14 protein-coding genes are annotated in these 15,666 nt (G+C 40.0%); 6 read left to right on the forward strand and 8 right to left on the reverse strand.

Annotated features, from left to right (window positions below):
* Window positions 1–56: 56 nt before the first annotated feature.
* Both FFJ24_RS01185 and FFJ24_RS01190 read left to right on the forward strand, forming a co-directional pair.
* A complete protein-coding gene (locus FFJ24_RS01185; RefSeq protein ID WP_138820422.1) occupies window positions 57–248 on the forward strand; it encodes a hypothetical protein in 192 nt (63 codons plus the stop codon).
* A gap of 143 nt (window positions 249–391) precedes the next feature.
* A complete protein-coding gene (locus FFJ24_RS01190; protein WP_138820423.1) occupies window positions 392–850 on the forward strand; it encodes an NUDIX domain-containing protein in 459 nt (152 codons plus the stop codon).
* On the opposite strand, the gene FFJ24_RS01195 is transcribed toward FFJ24_RS01190, so the two are convergent.
* Complete coding sequence (locus FFJ24_RS01195; protein ID WP_138820424.1) at window positions 839–1,942, reverse strand: DNA alkylation repair protein; 1,104 nt, start codon at window positions 1,940–1,942, stop codon at window positions 839–841. The genes FFJ24_RS01190 and FFJ24_RS01195 overlap by 12 nt on opposite strands.
* A gap of 138 nt (window positions 1,943–2,080) precedes the next feature.
* Here FFJ24_RS01195 and FFJ24_RS01200 point away from each other — a divergent pair, with 138 nt between their 5' ends.
* Window positions 2,081–2,935, forward strand: coding sequence for an NAD(P)-dependent oxidoreductase (locus tag FFJ24_RS01200; RefSeq protein WP_138820425.1), 855 nt, complete (start codon window positions 2,081–2,083; stop codon window positions 2,933–2,935).
* 114 nt (window positions 2,936–3,049) lie between these two features.
* On the opposite strand, the gene FFJ24_RS01205 is transcribed toward FFJ24_RS01200, so the two are convergent.
* The 3 genes from FFJ24_RS01205 to FFJ24_RS01215 are packed head-to-tail and all read right to left on the reverse strand — an operon-like array spanning window position 3,050 to window position 4,958.
* Entirely contained in the window at window positions 3,050–3,451 is a 402-nt protein-coding gene (locus tag FFJ24_RS01205; RefSeq protein ID WP_138820426.1) for a DUF1634 domain-containing protein, read from the reverse strand.
* Window positions 3,452–3,462: 11 nt separating this feature from the next.
* Entirely contained in the window at window positions 3,463–4,296 is an 834-nt protein-coding gene (locus tag FFJ24_RS01210; RefSeq protein ID WP_138820427.1) for a sulfite exporter TauE/SafE family protein, read from the reverse strand.
* Window positions 4,297–4,307: 11 nt separating this feature from the next.
* Window positions 4,308–4,958 carry a FadR/GntR family transcriptional regulator gene (locus FFJ24_RS01215; RefSeq protein WP_138820428.1) on the reverse strand — a complete coding sequence of 217 codons (651 nt, stop codon included), beginning with the start codon at window positions 4,956–4,958 and terminating at the stop codon, window positions 4,308–4,310.
* Window positions 4,959–5,286: 328 nt separating this feature from the next.
* Between FFJ24_RS01215 and FFJ24_RS01220 the strand changes: the two genes are divergently transcribed.
* Genes FFJ24_RS01220 through FFJ24_RS01230 form a run of 3 tightly spaced genes read left to right on the forward strand, consistent with a single transcriptional unit; the run spans window position 5,287 to window position 10,091 of the window.
* Window positions 5,287–5,676, forward strand: coding sequence for a BlaI/MecI/CopY family transcriptional regulator (locus FFJ24_RS01220; RefSeq protein ID WP_138820429.1), 390 nt, complete (start codon window positions 5,287–5,289; stop codon window positions 5,674–5,676).
* A gap of 32 nt (window positions 5,677–5,708) precedes the next feature.
* Window positions 5,709–7,613, forward strand: a complete 1,905-nt coding sequence (locus FFJ24_RS01225) for a M56 family metallopeptidase (protein ID WP_138820430.1) — start codon at window positions 5,709–5,711, stop codon at window positions 7,611–7,613.
* Between the two features lie 30 nt (window positions 7,614–7,643).
* Entirely contained in the window at window positions 7,644–10,091 is a 2,448-nt protein-coding gene (locus FFJ24_RS01230; RefSeq protein ID WP_138820431.1) for an outer membrane beta-barrel family protein, read from the forward strand.
* A 559-nt stretch (window positions 10,092–10,650) separates the two neighbouring features.
* Here the strand turns inward: FFJ24_RS01230 and FFJ24_RS01235 are convergent.
* The 4 genes from FFJ24_RS01235 to FFJ24_RS01250 form a co-directional block, all read right to left on the reverse strand.
* Window positions 10,651–11,940, reverse strand: a complete 1,290-nt coding sequence (locus tag FFJ24_RS01235; RefSeq protein ID WP_138820432.1) for a gluconate:H+ symporter — start codon at window positions 11,938–11,940, stop codon at window positions 10,651–10,653.
* 122 nt (window positions 11,941–12,062) lie between these two features.
* Window positions 12,063–12,245 carry a hypothetical protein gene (locus FFJ24_RS01240; protein WP_121282208.1) on the reverse strand — a complete coding sequence of 61 codons (183 nt, stop codon included), beginning with the start codon at window positions 12,243–12,245 and terminating at the stop codon, window positions 12,063–12,065.
* A 157-nt stretch (window positions 12,246–12,402) separates the two neighbouring features.
* Window positions 12,403–14,937: an ABC transporter permease gene (locus tag FFJ24_RS01245; protein WP_138820433.1), complete on the reverse strand. Its 2,535-nt coding sequence runs from the start codon at window positions 14,935–14,937 to the stop codon at window positions 12,403–12,405.
* Window positions 14,930–15,619 (reverse strand): ABC transporter ATP-binding protein, encoded by a 690-nt coding sequence (locus FFJ24_RS01250; RefSeq protein WP_138820434.1) that lies wholly within the window; start codon window positions 15,617–15,619, stop codon window positions 14,930–14,932. The genes FFJ24_RS01245 and FFJ24_RS01250 overlap by 8 nt, the downstream gene beginning before the upstream one ends.
* Window positions 15,620–15,666: the final 47 nt, after the last annotated feature.

Consider the following 15,666-nt stretch of genomic DNA (forward strand, 5'->3'; position numbering starts at 1 on the left):
AAAAAAGGGCAAACTAATTCCTGATATTTCTGTTGTTCTAGTATAAATTCAAGATCATGGCACCTTTAAAATTAAGCGAAGAACAAAATGCAACACTAGGCAACAAAAACACCTTAGAACAAGTTAATGAACAGCCTTTAGAACTTCATCCCGAAGCGTATAAAGTAAAGGGCCCATCACCTGACAAGATGAAGACGGTATCGTCATCATTAAGGAACTATGCTCACGGTTTGTACGGATTGTTGTAAAAAACGTCTCCCAAAAATCTCATCATACCAGATTATATAAAGCAGCCAAATTTTTCAAAATTTGGCTGCTTTTTTTATTGATTTGAAAGAAGTCAAGTTTTTTAAAACTTGACTTCTTTGGATACAATTCCTACCTTACCCTTATGAAACAAAGCGCCGGAATATTACTCTTCAGAAGAAAAGATCAGCAGGTCGAATTTTTTCTGGTTCATCCCGGTGGGCCATTCTTTGCCAAAAAGGATCTTGGTTTTTGGACTGTGCCAAAAGGAGAATTAAATGAAGACGAAGAATCTTTAACGGCTGCCATCCGCGAATTTAAAGAGGAAACAGGCCAAAGCTTAACCGGGAATTTCATTGAATTAACCTCTATTATACAAAAGGGAGGTAAAAAAGTATTATGCTGGGCAGTGGAAGGAGATCTCGATCCTTCAACAATTGTTAGCAATACCTTCGAAATAGAATGGCCGCCACGATCTGGTAAAAAGCAAAGTTTTGCAGAAATAGACAAAGCCAATTGGTTTGCTTATGCTGATGCCGTTACGCACATTAACGAAAAACAAATCGCTTTACTTGATGAATTAAAATTAAAGTTAAGCCGTTAATTCAAAATGCGAGATTTCCTTTTCGGCACCATTGATAATCATCGAAATCTGGTGGTCGCCTAAATGAAATTTACGTGTGGTAATCAGTACAAATTTTTGTTTTCTGATGACGTTTATTGTTGCACCCGCAGGATAAATCCTTTCTGAAATTTTATATACTTTTTTGGTGTTCTGCCCATTTTGTTTTTTATAATAAATGGCGTATTCCAATCTTACTTTTTGTTTGGAGGTGTTTTCATTGAGGATAGCAAACGAAAACTCCAGGCTTTCGCCAATCCTGATCTTGGGCGTTAAGATTTTGAAATCTTTTAATAAAATCCCTGCATCATCTAAACCATAATGTTTAAGGATATCGGCATGGCCCTGTTTAAGTAATGTACGACTGCCATGTTTAATAATAGCATCTGTTTCGGCACCCAAACCCGACCATTTTTTGGCCATATTTAAAACAACCTGGGGATGATCTTTTGCAATATCATTTAAGCTGTTGGCAACACTCCGTCTTACATATTCTGATGGATCTGTTTTAAGATTTTCCAGTATCGGTAAAATGGATATCGGGTCTTTTTTCAGAAACGGAATACCCATGGCCCATGGTAATCTCGGACGGCTGCCTTCGCTGGCGAGCCTTCTCACTCTATGGCTTTCGTGCAGCGACCATTGCTGCATCCTTAAAATCATTTGATTTTCGTACTTTAATATAAAAGGACGCACTGCAAATTCACAGCTTACGAACTGGGTGACAAACTCAAGTGCCTCAACTGAGTTTTCAAAATCGTTTATGCCATAAGTTTCAATATAATCTGGCAGGAACATATAAGCCAGTCCATCTTCCCCGATTCCCTGTGTTCTTAATTGTGTAATTATTTTTTTGATCAGTTCAATACTTTGTGGGTAATCATCCGGTAAAAAACCATGCAAAACCTTCGAGGTATGTTTCATCCGCTCTTTAAGTTCCTTTGATTCAAATTCAGGAATAAAAACCGCTTTAATAAATTTCCCTTTATCAAATTTTGGAATGCAAATCGCTAAGGCATTGCTTAAACGATCATAAAAAGCAGGAGAGTATAAATCTTTCAGTAGGCTGGCCATATTTGGAATTGCTTTTGTGCTATCAAATTTTATTAGCTACTAATTTACTGATTTTTCATTTTGCGGTAGTATTTTTACCAACTGCTAAATAATTTCAGCTTTTTCTTTACCACATTTGTTTATCATAAAAACAACGACATGAACACAATAAAAATAGGTTGGATTGGCTTGGGCAATATGGGGATTCCAATGGCAGAACAATTGATAAAAGCTGATTACGCAGTTACCGTTTATAACAGGAGTAAGGATAAAGAAACCGCTTTGAAAGAAATGGGTGCATTGATTGCCGAAACGCCCAAAAATCTGATTAGCCAAACAGAGGTAGTAATATTAATGGTATCTGATGATGCTGCAATTGAGCAGATTTTTAACGGACCAGAAGGCCTTTTCAGCGCAGGAATTTCAGGTAAAATCATAATTAATATGAGTACCGTTTCTCCTGCTATTTCAAAAAAAATGGACACGCTGTGTAAAGAAAAAGGAGCACAATATTTAGATTCACCGGTTTCTGGAAGTGTAAAACAGGCAGAAACAGGACAATTGGTGATTATGGTGGGTGGCGATGAAACTGCTTTCGAACAGGTGAAACCCATACTAGAAAAAATAGGTAAAATGGCAGTACGCCTGGGTAATACAGGTGCTGGTAATGTGGCTAAACTGGCCATTAATTCATTACTGGCCCTATATACCCAAGGTTTGGCTGAAACAGTAGTATTTGCCAATCAACAGGGAATTGAAACTGAAGACCTGCTTAATCTGCTCAATAATGGAGCTATAGCTAACACCTTCACCAAAATTAAAGGCGATGCCATTATAGCCGATAACTATAAGCCTGCTTTTGCCCTTAAACATATTGTAAAAGATTTAAACCTGGCCAAAGCAATCGGACTTGATTCACCTTTGGCCAAAACCGCATTAAATACTTTTGAGGCAGCAACCGCCAAATATGGAGAGGAAGATCTGATTGCCGTAATTAAACATGTTAAAGAATAAAGAGATCTTTTTAATACTAAAGGAATAACCATAGGAGGTTTTGATGCTTTCTTATGGTTATTTGTTTATGGGATATTTAAAGTTTCATGTATATCGTATAAAAAAAATGAGCGATTATATTTTTAATCCGCCAAGAGTGCTGCCTAAAATTATGGCTAGTACAATTAAGGTGATTACAATATATAGTTTATCCTTTTCAAGTATAAAAGCAAACAAAGAGAATACAATGCGCATGATAGGGGTAATGATCAATAGCAATACGCCGAACTGGATAATGGCCATTGGCTTAAAAGTAAAAAGCCCGATAAAAATCCCATCGAAAGTGATGAATTCATTTTCTTCACCTTTAAAGATATGGTAATCGGGCCGCACTTGTGTACCATTTTGTACTAAAAAAAGTATGCCGCCTAACAAAACAACCAGGCTTGCCGTAATTACACCAAACCTCAATAATTTGCCCACAATTTTTTCTACATCGCGGTCTTGTATAGGGTGAGTTGAGATGATATTTTTCATTTTCATTTAAATTAAAATTTGTGGTGATAACCATTGTAAATCATTTCGAGTGCAACGAAAGTGATGGCGATACAGAAAATAATCCTCAAGGTTGAAGGATTAATTTTGGTCAATAATTTGGCTCCTGTAAATGCTCCTCCCAATACACCTAGCACTACGGGTAAAGCGATTCCCGGATCCATATAACCGCGTTGCAGGTAAACTACAGCACTGGCGGCCGCGGTTACACCGATCATGAAATTGCTGGTGGTTGTACTTACCTTAAAAGGAATTTTCATTGCAGTATCCATCGCCAGCACCTTTAATGCACCCGAACCAATCCCCAATAAACCCGACATTACGCCGGCTACCGTCATGATAGAAAAGCCAGCGCCTACATTTTTAAGCTTATACTCAACCGGTCCGGTTGGTGTTGGGTAGCTGCTATTGAGTTTCAATACCGCTGAAAGTTTACTGCCCTCTGTTAACGCTTCCTGGTTCTTTTTTCTTAAAGTCATAGCTGCTGAGAAAAGCAAAACGCAGCCAAAAAGAATGGCTATAGTATTTGTAGGGGTATAAATGGCGATTAATGCACCAACTACTGCGCCTACGGTTGTTGCAATTTCCAAAAACATACCTAATCGGATATTGGTAATACCTTCTTTTATATACGCGCTTGCAGCACCTGATGAATTGGCAATAGAAGCAAGTAATGCTGCACCGATGGCATAGCGAATATCAACATGAAAAACAAGTGTAAGCAGGGGAATTACAACTACTCCACCGCCGAGCCCGGTTAAGGAGCCCACAAGACCTGCAAGGTATGCCCCGAGGAGTAAGATCAGGGTAAAAGTTAAAATTGACATGATTTTATAATTTAATGATTGTTGTTCAATATGGTCGTGATGATTTCGCGGGCAGCATTAGCATTCCTGTTATTGATGGCCTCAAATAACGCCTGGTGTAAATAATGGCTCATTGCAAAATGTGCAATACCAGAAGGTGCACGTTTGGCAAAAAAATCGCGGATAATTACGGTGAAACTTCCATAAAGATCGGCCAGTACACGGTTCCCGGATGCACTGGCAATAGCCAGGTGAAATTCGATATCGGCATTGGCACATTCAGTTCTTGATTCACTTTCAATGGCTAATTTTCTTTTTTCAAGTGCCTTACTAATTGTCTCTAAGTCTGATTCTGTACGGTTTTTAGTGGCTAAACGAACAATTTCCTGCTCGAGCAAAGCCCGTACCTGGTTAATTTCTTCAAAGTCAGAACTGCGTAAACGTTGCTCAATAGGCTCGTTAGGGGTGGCATTAACTTTTGTTCCAAAACCTTGCTGCACAGTGAGGATTCCTGATAAGGTTAGCGATTTTATTGCCTCCCGAATGGTAGAGCGGCCAACACCATATAATTCCATCAAGGCTGGCTCTGAAGGAATTTTCTCTCCGACTTTAAATTTACCTTTATTAATATCATTCCTGATTTTGATGGATATCTGTTCGAAAAGTCTGCTTTCTTTTTTCATGGTTTTGAATCAACAGTACAAACATACGATGTTTATTTATAACATCAGATGTTTTGTGTCTCATCAATATCATTTTGTTTTGAATGGGATCTCCGCTGATCTGAATAAAATAGTTTGATGATTGTGATAAAAAAATGTTTCTTTTCAGCCTTTTGTATCAAACTGGATTAGTAAATGGCATGCTTTTGAAGATACAAGGAATAATGCAGTGTTTTAAAGAAGAATACTAAATTGTTTTAATTGACTTAAAATCAGTGTTTTAATAATGTTTATAAAAAATAAATAACCTAATATTTGTATCGTACGAAAAATATCGTACCTTTAAAATATGAAAAGTAATCAAACTGAAAATAATCTGCCTGAACCTACCAAAGCTGAATTAGAAATTCTTCAGGTGTTATGGGAGTTCGGTCCATCTACAGTTCGGTTTGTAAATGATAAATTGAACGAACAGCGCGAGGTAAATTATACCTCAACCTTAAAGCAAATGCAGATTTTAACCGAAAAAGGGATATTAAAACGTGATGAAAGCCAAATGAAACACATTTATATTCCTGTTGAGGCTGAGGAGAAAACTAAAGTTCAATTGTTGGACCGTTTCGTAAATACCTTATACAAAGGTTCTGCATCTCAGTTGATGATGCAGCTTTTGGGGAATGAGAAAACATCAAAAAAGGAAATCGAAGAGATTAAGCGGCTATTGGATGGCATGGACTAATCAACCAGAACAGATGCTAAAGAACTATAATAATGGAATTTAAATTAATCAACCTCCTGCCTGAAAACTGGCTTCATGCCCTTGGCGCTACCTTGTTCCATTCTTTGTGGCTTGGTGTAATTTTAGCTCTGCTGGCCGGTTTGGTCATGTTTACTACCCGTAAGGCAAGTGCTACATGGCGTTATAACCTGCTTACGGTATGTTTAGCTTTATTTGTTATTGCAATAGGTATCACTTTTTGTCAGGAGCTTCAACAACAGGCTAACCATGGGCAGTCGCAGACTGTTCATCAAATCGGAATTAACCTGCCAAAGGCTATTGGAGAACAGCAAGCAGTTACAAATGTACAGCAAGATATGTATTCCGGACTGAACAGAATCCTTTCCTTATGGAATGCTTATGCCTATCAGATTGTATTGGTGTGGTTCCTGATCATCTGTGGGAAAAGTATCCAATTAATGGTTGGTTTAAATGGCGTGTATCACTTGCGTAATCATAAAACTTATGCAGCAGGTAAAAAATGGGACGAGAAATTAAATGAACTGGCTCAAAAACTGGGTTTAAGCCAACAGGTTAAGGTGATGCAATCGGGTATTGCCCGGGTACCCATGGTAGTGGGACATTTTAAGCCTTTAATCCTCATCCCTTTGGGTTTACTCAATGGTTTATCAAATGCAGAAGTAGAAGCCATCTTCTCTCATGAACTGGCACACATTAAACGCAAAGATTACCTGGTAAACTTATTGCAGAGCTTTATCGAAATTGTATTCTTTTTTAACCCAGCGGTACTTTGGGTATCGCAATTAATAAAAACAGAGCGTGAGCACTGCTGCGATGATTTGGCCATCGCCTGTGTAAACGATCGTAAAAACTACGTTCAGGCCCTTATTGTGTGCCAGGAATTTAAGCAGCGTGCACCTGCTTATGCCATGGCCATGAGCGGGAACAAAGGTAGCCTGCTGCACAGAGCAAGCAGGATGTTATTCAACACCAATTCAACTTTAAACAAAATGGAAAAAACAATATTAACCATCGCTTTGGTATCGGTTGTGGTTTGTACTGCCGCTTTTAAAAGCGTTGGTAATGCAAAAACAGTTGCCAAAAATGAAATAAGCACTTCAATTATAGCTTTACAGGATACGACAAAGAAAAAAGCCAGGTCTGCTGAAGGAAAATCTGCAGATCAACTGGAACGGGAGATCAATGCAAAATTGGACAGTCAGCTGAAAAAACTGAATGAAAAGCAACAACAAACGAAAGAAGACATAAAGGCAATACAAGCAGATGAAAAAGCAAGGCTGGACGATGTAAAACAGGCCAAGGAAGACGCTAAGCAAGCTGTTATTGATGCTAAGCAAGCCGAACTGGACCGTAGGCAGGCTATTGCCGATGCTAAAATTGCCGAAAATGATTCGAAACAAGCCATTGCTGATGCTAAACAAGCTGCTGAAGATGCAAAAGAATACAGGAAATGGGCAAAAGAATATAAATCGAAAGGTTATGGAATAATACAAACGGCACCTCGTCCACCAAAGGCGCCAAAAGCACCGAAAGCTGCAGTTGCTGTGCCGGCAGTTTCTGCTGTACCTGCTACACCAGCAAGCGCTCCAACTCCACCAACTCCTCCGACGCCGCCTACTCCACCTGTTTATGGCGAAAACGGCAGTACGAGGACCGGTTCACAGCGTATAGTGACCTCAAAAACCGTAACCAATGGTGATGGACATGATTATACCAACGATATCAATCGGGAATTAATGAAAGACGGCATCATCAGCAGCACCAATAAACTATCATACAAACTCAATAAAGATGAGCTGATTGTAAACGGTGTGAAACAAAATACCGACATTCAGAAAAAATACAAAAAGAGGTTTTTGAAAAATGACAGTCACTCGCTGATGTATAATTTCCTGATCGAAAACAATAAAAACTAAATTCTCAAAGCGCTAATCCAATCCCACATCATGAAATTTACACTCATGGCTTTTTTAGCCGTATGGATGAATATTGCCCTTACTTTTGCTCAAGCTCAACCACCTACATCCAGAATTTATGGACGTGTATTAGATGCTGAAGGAAAAAATATCGACTTTGCTACTGTAGCCTTGCTAAAAGATTCGGTATTGCTCAAAACCACTTTCACTGAAAAGGATGGCCTGTTCAGTTTTGATCAACTGGCTTATGGGAAATACCTGATTAAAATATCGGTGGTTGGTGCGCCGATTTATAAAACCGATACATTGGTTTTAGATGCGAACCATCAGGTTGTAGCCTTGCAGGATATTAAAATGAGCACGGGCGCCAATAATTTAAAGGAGGTCAATATCTCGGGGCAAAAAGCTTTTGTTGAACGGAAAATAGATCGGACTGTGGTAAATGTTGATGCGCTGATTTCTAATGCGGGAACAACGGCCCTGGATGTGCTGAGCAAATCGCCCGGTGTAAATGTGGATCAGAACGGAGTAATTTCGCTTAAAGGGAAAAACGGGGTAGCCATCTTTATTGATGATAAACCAACTTACCTTTCGGGTGCAGACCTGGAGAGTTACTTGCGTTCTTTGCCTTCCTCATCGCTTGATCAGATTGAACTGATGACGAATCCGCCTGCCAAATATGATGCTGCAGGGAATGGGGGGGTAATCAATATCAAGACTAAAAAAACCAAAACTGCTGGGTTTAACGGAGGCATTAATCTGAGTTTAAACCAGGGCGAATTAAGCCGTTCGAACAACAGTTTTAACTTTAATTACCGTAAGGATAAAATCAATGTTTTTGGGAATTTAAGTTATAACCTCAACAACAGTTTTACCGATCTGGACCTGAACCGAAAATATAAAAATGAGGATGGTAGTGCCAAATCCTACTTTAATCAGAATTCTTATTTTCGCAGGCATGGCAATATGCTAAACCTGAAAACAGGACTTGATTATTATGCTTCAGATAATACGACCTGGGGTGTGGTGTTGACAGGTATGAACCGGATTTCTAAACAGGTAAACAACAATACCAGTAATTTATCCAATGCATCAATGCAGCTCGATTCGGTAATCAGGGCCGAAAATATTGACCAGATTAAATACCAGAATGCGGGGATAAACTTAAATTACAGGCATAAGTTTAAACAGGCCGGCAGGGAACTTACATTTGATGCGGATTACCTGCTTTACAGCAACCAAACAGATCAGACCTATTACAATTTCAGTTACCTGCCGAATGGCGCATTAAAATATCAGGACGTATTAACGGGTAACCTGCCTTCTAATATTGATATCTATACGGCTAAAATGGATTATTCGCATCCTTTGGAAAATAAGTGGAAGCTGGATGCGGGTGTTAAAACAGCTTATACCAAAACGGATAATATAGCCGATTACTTTAATACCTCAAATGGAAAAACCAGTGCCGATTACGAAAAGAGCAATCACTTTTTATATGAGGAGAATATCAATGCGGTTTACCTGAATATGAGCCGGGAAGGGAAGCGGTTTTCACTCCAGGCTGGCCTAAGGTATGAAAATACGGTTTCTAACGGGCGTCAATTAGGCAATCTGATCAAACCTGATTCGAGTTTTAAAAGAACCTATAACAGTTTGTTCCCGACGGTTTATTTTTCTTATAAACTGGATACTGCCGGAAATAATGAGTTGGGCTTAAATTATGGACGTAGGATCGATCGTCCGTATTACCAGGATCTGAACCCATTTTTCTCTCCATTGGATAAATTTACTTATTATGTTGGAAATCCATTCTTAAAGCCATCATTTACACAAAGTTTAGAGCTTTCGCACACCTATAAAAATAAAATCACCACCACTTTAGGTTACGGCTGGGTGAGGGATGAGGTGAACGAAACCATAGAGATTGTAGATGGTACGTATTACAGCAGGCCAGCTAACGTGGGCAAAACCACGGTAGCCAATATTTCGGTAAATGCAGAGATCGACCTTACCAAATGGGTTAAACTGAATGCCTATGTGGAGTATGCAAAAATAGTTTCGAAAACAGATTTTTATACGGGCTTTCTGGTTACCTATGGAAGTTACTTAAAGGCAAATCCAAATCTGCAGTTCAAAATCAGTCCAACATGGAATGCTGAGGTCAATATGCGTTATCAAAGTAAGCTATCTAACGTACAGTTCTTTTTGGGAGAAGTGCATGAGTTTGGCGCAGCGGTGCAGAAAAAACTCTCATCAAAAAGCACATTGAAGTTAACCGCGAACGATATATTCAGGACCAGGGTTTACAATGGGGTAATTAATAACCTGGCAAATACAGAAGCAAACTGGGTTAACCGTCAGGATTCGAGATTGGTTGTGGTGAGTTATAGTTACCGTTTTGGTAAGGCTTTTTCTTCGCCGGCAAAACACGAATCTTCTGGTGCAGATGCAGAAAAGAACAGGGTAAAGAATTAACTAAATAGATCGTCATCCCGATGCGATAGCTATTGCATGGAGCGTAGCGTTATGGATCTGCTGCGATTTGTACCAGTTTCTTGTTGTTTTGACCACCTAAGCCACTTGAGGGAAGCTAAGTTTAACTCGAAAATAGGACAAATCAAGAACAATCAATTTCCATATTCTCCGGGGCCCCGTGGTAAAAAATAAGAATGGTTCGTGGGGATACGAACCATGGCTGCAGACGAAAAATTGTGATTGTAAAGCCAATTTTTCATTGGCTTTTTTTGGAAAGCAATGTCTGTGGTGCTTAGGTTATGCTAGTCCCGCCCTTTTCTTAATTCCGTGAAGGACGGAATAACGCTGTCGGTCGGGTTTATTTCACCCTAGACAGTAGTACTGTTTAAGCCCTTTAAACCCGATCGGAGCGGGATGCCGATTTCTTCAATCGGCAGAAGCGGGAGCGGGACTGTTTTAGCCAAAGAATTTCTGTAATTGCTTTTCCAAAAAGATTAAAATATTAGCTTGCATCGAGCAATGGTGGGTACATGCTTCTCTAAATACCAGATCCAATTTTCTAAACAAACTGATTCAATACCAATACCCCAACAAGGCCCAAAACAGAAACCAAACTTTCCATCATGCTCCAGGTGCTAAAAGTTTCTTTCAGGTTCAGGTTAAAATATTCTTTAAACATCCAGAAACCGGTATCGTTTACGTGAGAAAACATTAAACTTCCGGCACCGACTGATAATACCATTAACTCCGGCGGTGCTCCGGGGCCAATTAACGGGAGTACCATTCCTGAAGCAGTTAAGGCGGCTACTGTTGCCGAACCTAATGTTACCCTCAGTGATGCGGTAATTAACCATGCCAGTAATAATGGAGATAAATTTAGGCTGCCAGTAAGTTGTTTAACCGTTTCGCCCATACCACTATCGATCAAAATCTGTTTAAAGGCACCGCCAGCTCCAATAATAAGGATAATCATCGCAATACTTTTAACGCCTTCGGCACAAGATTCCATGGCTTTTGCAATAGAAGTTTTTTGGAGTGCCAATGCAATAATAACCGAAATTAATAGGGCTGCGGTAGGATCGGCTAAAAATATAAATAATGGTTTACCGATATAATCTATCCTGATGCTGTTCCCAATGGTTCCGGCGATGATTAAGAATACTGGCAGCAATGCCGTAATAAAACTCCTTGAAGCCGAAGGAAGGTTTTCTTCTGCTTCAATGTTAAAGTTGTTAACTGTTCCCGACTGATTTCGTTTGAGAATCAATCGTGGAAAATAGATTCCGGCAATAACCGCAATAGGTACGCTTAAAGTTAAGCCGTAAATTAATGTTTTACCAATATCGGCATGAAAAATTCCGGCTAAAGCAACAGGTCCGGGGTGAGGGGGTAAAAAACCATGTGTGACCGAAAGGGCAGTAGCCATTGGGATACCAATGTATAATTTTGATAGCCCTGTTGTGGCTGAAATGGCAAAAACCAACGGGATTAACACCACGAAACCGGCATTGTAAAATAAAGGAATCCCCACTAATAAGCCGGTTAACAGCACAGCCCATTGAATGTTCTTTTTGCCAAAGGCCCCAATTAATATGAAAACGATTTTTTTTGCCGATCCGCTGTCTTCAATCAATTTGCCCATCATTGCGCCTAGTGCCAAAACCATTACCATGCTGCCCAGTGTGGAACCTATACCATTGCTAATGGAGTTCATTACCTTTGTAGCAGGCATCCCCAATAAAAGCCCTGTAATAATCGCCACAGCAATCAGGGCAATCATTGGGTTAATCTTTTTCAAGATCATCACGAAAAGCAACAGGATGCCGAAGAGTAGGATAAGTAATGACATTTGGTTAGGGTTTAGGTAAATGTGATTAAATGTAGGTTTTACCACAGATAAACATAGATTTTTGATATATTTTATCTGTGTCTATCCTTTTATCTGTTGTTAATTTTTCATTTTAGGGTAATTTACTTTTTTACAGTAATGGTCCTTCCGGTAACAAGATGAAACTCGTAAACCCTGTAGAGGCCATCATCACTAATCTCTATATTTTCTACCAGGCCGGTTTTGCTGAATGTATCGGTTACCATATCACCAATTTTTACATCCTGAAGAATATCGTTTGGCGTATCGTTGTTTAATCTGATCATGATGTAAAATACCAATTATTAATAAAACTGTAAGATAGCTTAAATGAATTGAAAAGCGGATAGCTTTTGGCGGATGGTGTGTTTGCGATTCATCACGCGTATCTTCATTAAAACTTAAATCCTTCGCGCTTTTCGCGTAGCGCTAAACGCAATTCGTTTAACTTTCAGTCCTTAAAATCTTCAAAGGAGGTTGGTTCAGGATACTTCTTGTACTTAACACGCCCGTAATCACCACAAGCAATACAATTGAACCAAACAACAATAAGGTTGGCAGAAACGGAGGTACAAAAGCCGCATCGAAAGTGAATTTAGCCAATGCCCAGCTTCCGCTTATGGCTAAAATTAATCCCGCACCTGCTGCAAAAGCTCCTAAAAAGAAATACTCGATCGCGTTTATCGCTAAAATCTGCTTTCTGCTCGCACCCATGGTCCGCAATAAAATGCTTTCTTTTATACGCTGATTTTTACTGGTTAGCACTGAAGATATTAAGACAATCCATCCGGTTACCATACTAAAGCCTGCCATGAACTGGATTACGAAACCGATTTTGCTCAGTAATTCATCCAGTAATTTTAACACAAGGTCTAGATCAATCAACGAAACATTGGGGAATTTTTGGACTACCTCTCCCTGGAAATGTGCTGAAACTTCGCCCGATGGTACCCTGGTCATCAATACATGGAACTGTGGTGCTTCTTCCAATACTCCAGCCGGAAAAACTACCCTGAAATTAGTTTGCATCCGGCTCCAGTTTACTTCCCTTAAACTTCCCACAACCGTCGGGATCATCATGCCCTGAACATTAAAAAGGATTTTATCATTCAGACCAACATTAATGGATTGGGCATAACGCTGATCAAGAGAAATATAAACCGTTTCATTCGGTTTTATTTTTCCGGTCCATTTGCCTGCTGTAATTTTCTCTGCTGCCGTTAAAGTATCCTGGTAAGTAGCCCTGATCTCATTGCGGTAAGCTCTTCTGTTATTGGTATCGGCACTGGCTTTCTTTCCATTGATTTCTTCTATCCTCATGGTAATTACCGGTACCTGGTTCATTAACGGTAGCTTGAAAGCTTTGGTTAAACTGTCCAATCCTTCTTTTTGGGTATTTTGGATATCAAACATCACCATATTGGGCTGGTTAGCACCTGATGAAAGCGTAACGCGACTCATCAATATGCCCTGAACAAAAAACAGGGTGCAGATAAATGCTGTTGATAAACCTATGGAAACCGTAAGCATTAAGGTTTGGTTATTCGGACGGTAAAGGTTAGCAAATCCCTGTCGCCATAAATAACTGGATGAATCAGGTAAGAGTTTTCTCACCAGGAACATCAATAATTTAGACAGCACAATTAACAGCACAAAAGCAATGGCTATGCTCAACGTAAAAGCCAGTGTTTGTATCCAGGTTTTCATCTGCAAATGGGTAAAGCCGGTAATAAAGGCCGCCATTAGCAGGTACACCAACCAGGTGAGCGGATCTCTTTTGCCCCCTGCTTTTTCGAAAGATATCCTGATGGCATTTAATGGAGAAATTTTTCTGACAGATAGGAGTGAGGGGAGCGCAAATAGGATCGAAATAATCAATCCCAGTAAAATTCCCTGACCAACGGCTGGCCAAGAAACTTGCATGGTAATTTCTACCGGCAGAAAATCTTTCAGCACCAGGGGCAATAAAAATTGAATGCCTGTACCCAAAATGGCGCCCAAAACCGAGGCGATTAACCCGATGAAAAACACCTGGATGAGGTAGATTAAAAAGGCATGCCTTGATTTTAAACCTAAACACCGTAATGTGGCAATGGCGCTTAATTTCTCCTGAATGTAAACATGGATAGCACTGCCAACACCAACGCAGCCTAACAGCAAAGCAATAAATCCTGACAAGGCAAGAAATCGGTTTACATCTTTAAACGATCTTCCGGTCTGTTCTTTTCTCGACTCAACTGTATCGGCATCAAAACCCTCTTTTTCCAGCTGCGCATCCTGTTTTTTTACCCAGGCATCAACGCCAGACGGATCGTTATACCTGAAATAAAATTTATTATTGATGCGGCTTCCGGTTTTAATCAGGTTGGTTTTATCGAGCAGTTGCAGTGGAATATATACTGTTGGGGCAATGCTGGCGCCGATCCCGGTTTGTCCCGGTGCCTTGGTGAGTGTACCCAGTATTTTAAAATTTAGATCGCCGACTTTGACTGAATCGCCTACTTTGGCATTAAACTGTAACATCAAAGTTTGATCAACCAGGGCGTTTCTTCCGGTTTGAAAGTTTTTTGCAGCTGCCAGCGGAATGGTTTCAATCGTGCCATAATATGGGTAATTGCCTTCAAGGGCTTTCATCTGTACCAAACGGCTACCTCCACTTTTCTGGAAATAGATCATGGAGGCAAATGTTTTCTCCTGCGAGCGCTCATCACCAAGGGTATCGAGCATTTTTTGCATCGCTTTGCTTATCCCTTTGCGGCTATCCAATACCAGATCAGCACCCGTAAGTTCTTTGGCTTGTGCATCGATATCCTTTTGCAGGTTATCTTTAAATGAGTAAACGGCAACAAGGGCGGCAATGCCCAAAACGATGGACGAGATAAAGAGCAATAAACGCGCACGGTTTTTCCTGCTATCCCGCCAGGCCATTTTGAACAGCCACAAAAATTTAATGCTTTGTTTCGGGAGGCTATTAAGCATAAGTAGGATTTTCGTCTGAAATGATTACTCCACCTTTAATTTTGATGCTTCTTGAGGTTCTGGCTGCCAGTTCAAGGTCGTGCGTTACGATGATCAAAGTGGTTCCGGCATCTTTATTTAAATCAAAAAGCAGTTTGATTACTTTTTCGCTGGTTTCGGCATCAAGGTTTCCAGTAGGTTCATCTGCAAAGAGAATGGCAGGTTGGTTGGAAAATGCCCTTGCTAACGAAACGCGCTGCTGCTCTCCACCCGATAATTGGATCGGATAATGATGCGAACGGTCTGCCAGGCCAACTTTATCCAGCAGTTCCAGAGCATGAGCTTTAATATTTTTTGCGCCTCTTAATTCTAAAGGAACCATTACATTTTCTAATGCGGTTAAAGTAGGCAGCAGCTGAAAATTCTGGAAAATAAAACCAACATATTGATTCCTCACAGCAGCGCGCTGATCTTCATTAAGTTTTTCCAAAGCAATTCCATTGAGTTCAACAGTTCCGCTACTGGCCCGGTCTAAACCCGCACATAAACCGAGCAAGGTGGTTTTACCACTTCCCGAGGGGCCTGTAATAGCCACGGTTGATCCTGCCGTGATAGAAAAATTGATGTTATCCAAAACGGTGAGTTCCCGCCCGGCACTTTGGTAAATTTTGCTTACATTTCGGATGTTCAGTATGCTTTCCAATAGCTGATTTTTTTAGGGTTTGCGTATAGATTTTGGCCAAACATAAC

It is taken from the genome of Pedobacter sp. KBS0701, assembly GCF_005938645.2.
Taxonomy (GTDB): Bacteria; Bacteroidota; Bacteroidia; order Sphingobacteriales; family Sphingobacteriaceae; genus Pedobacter.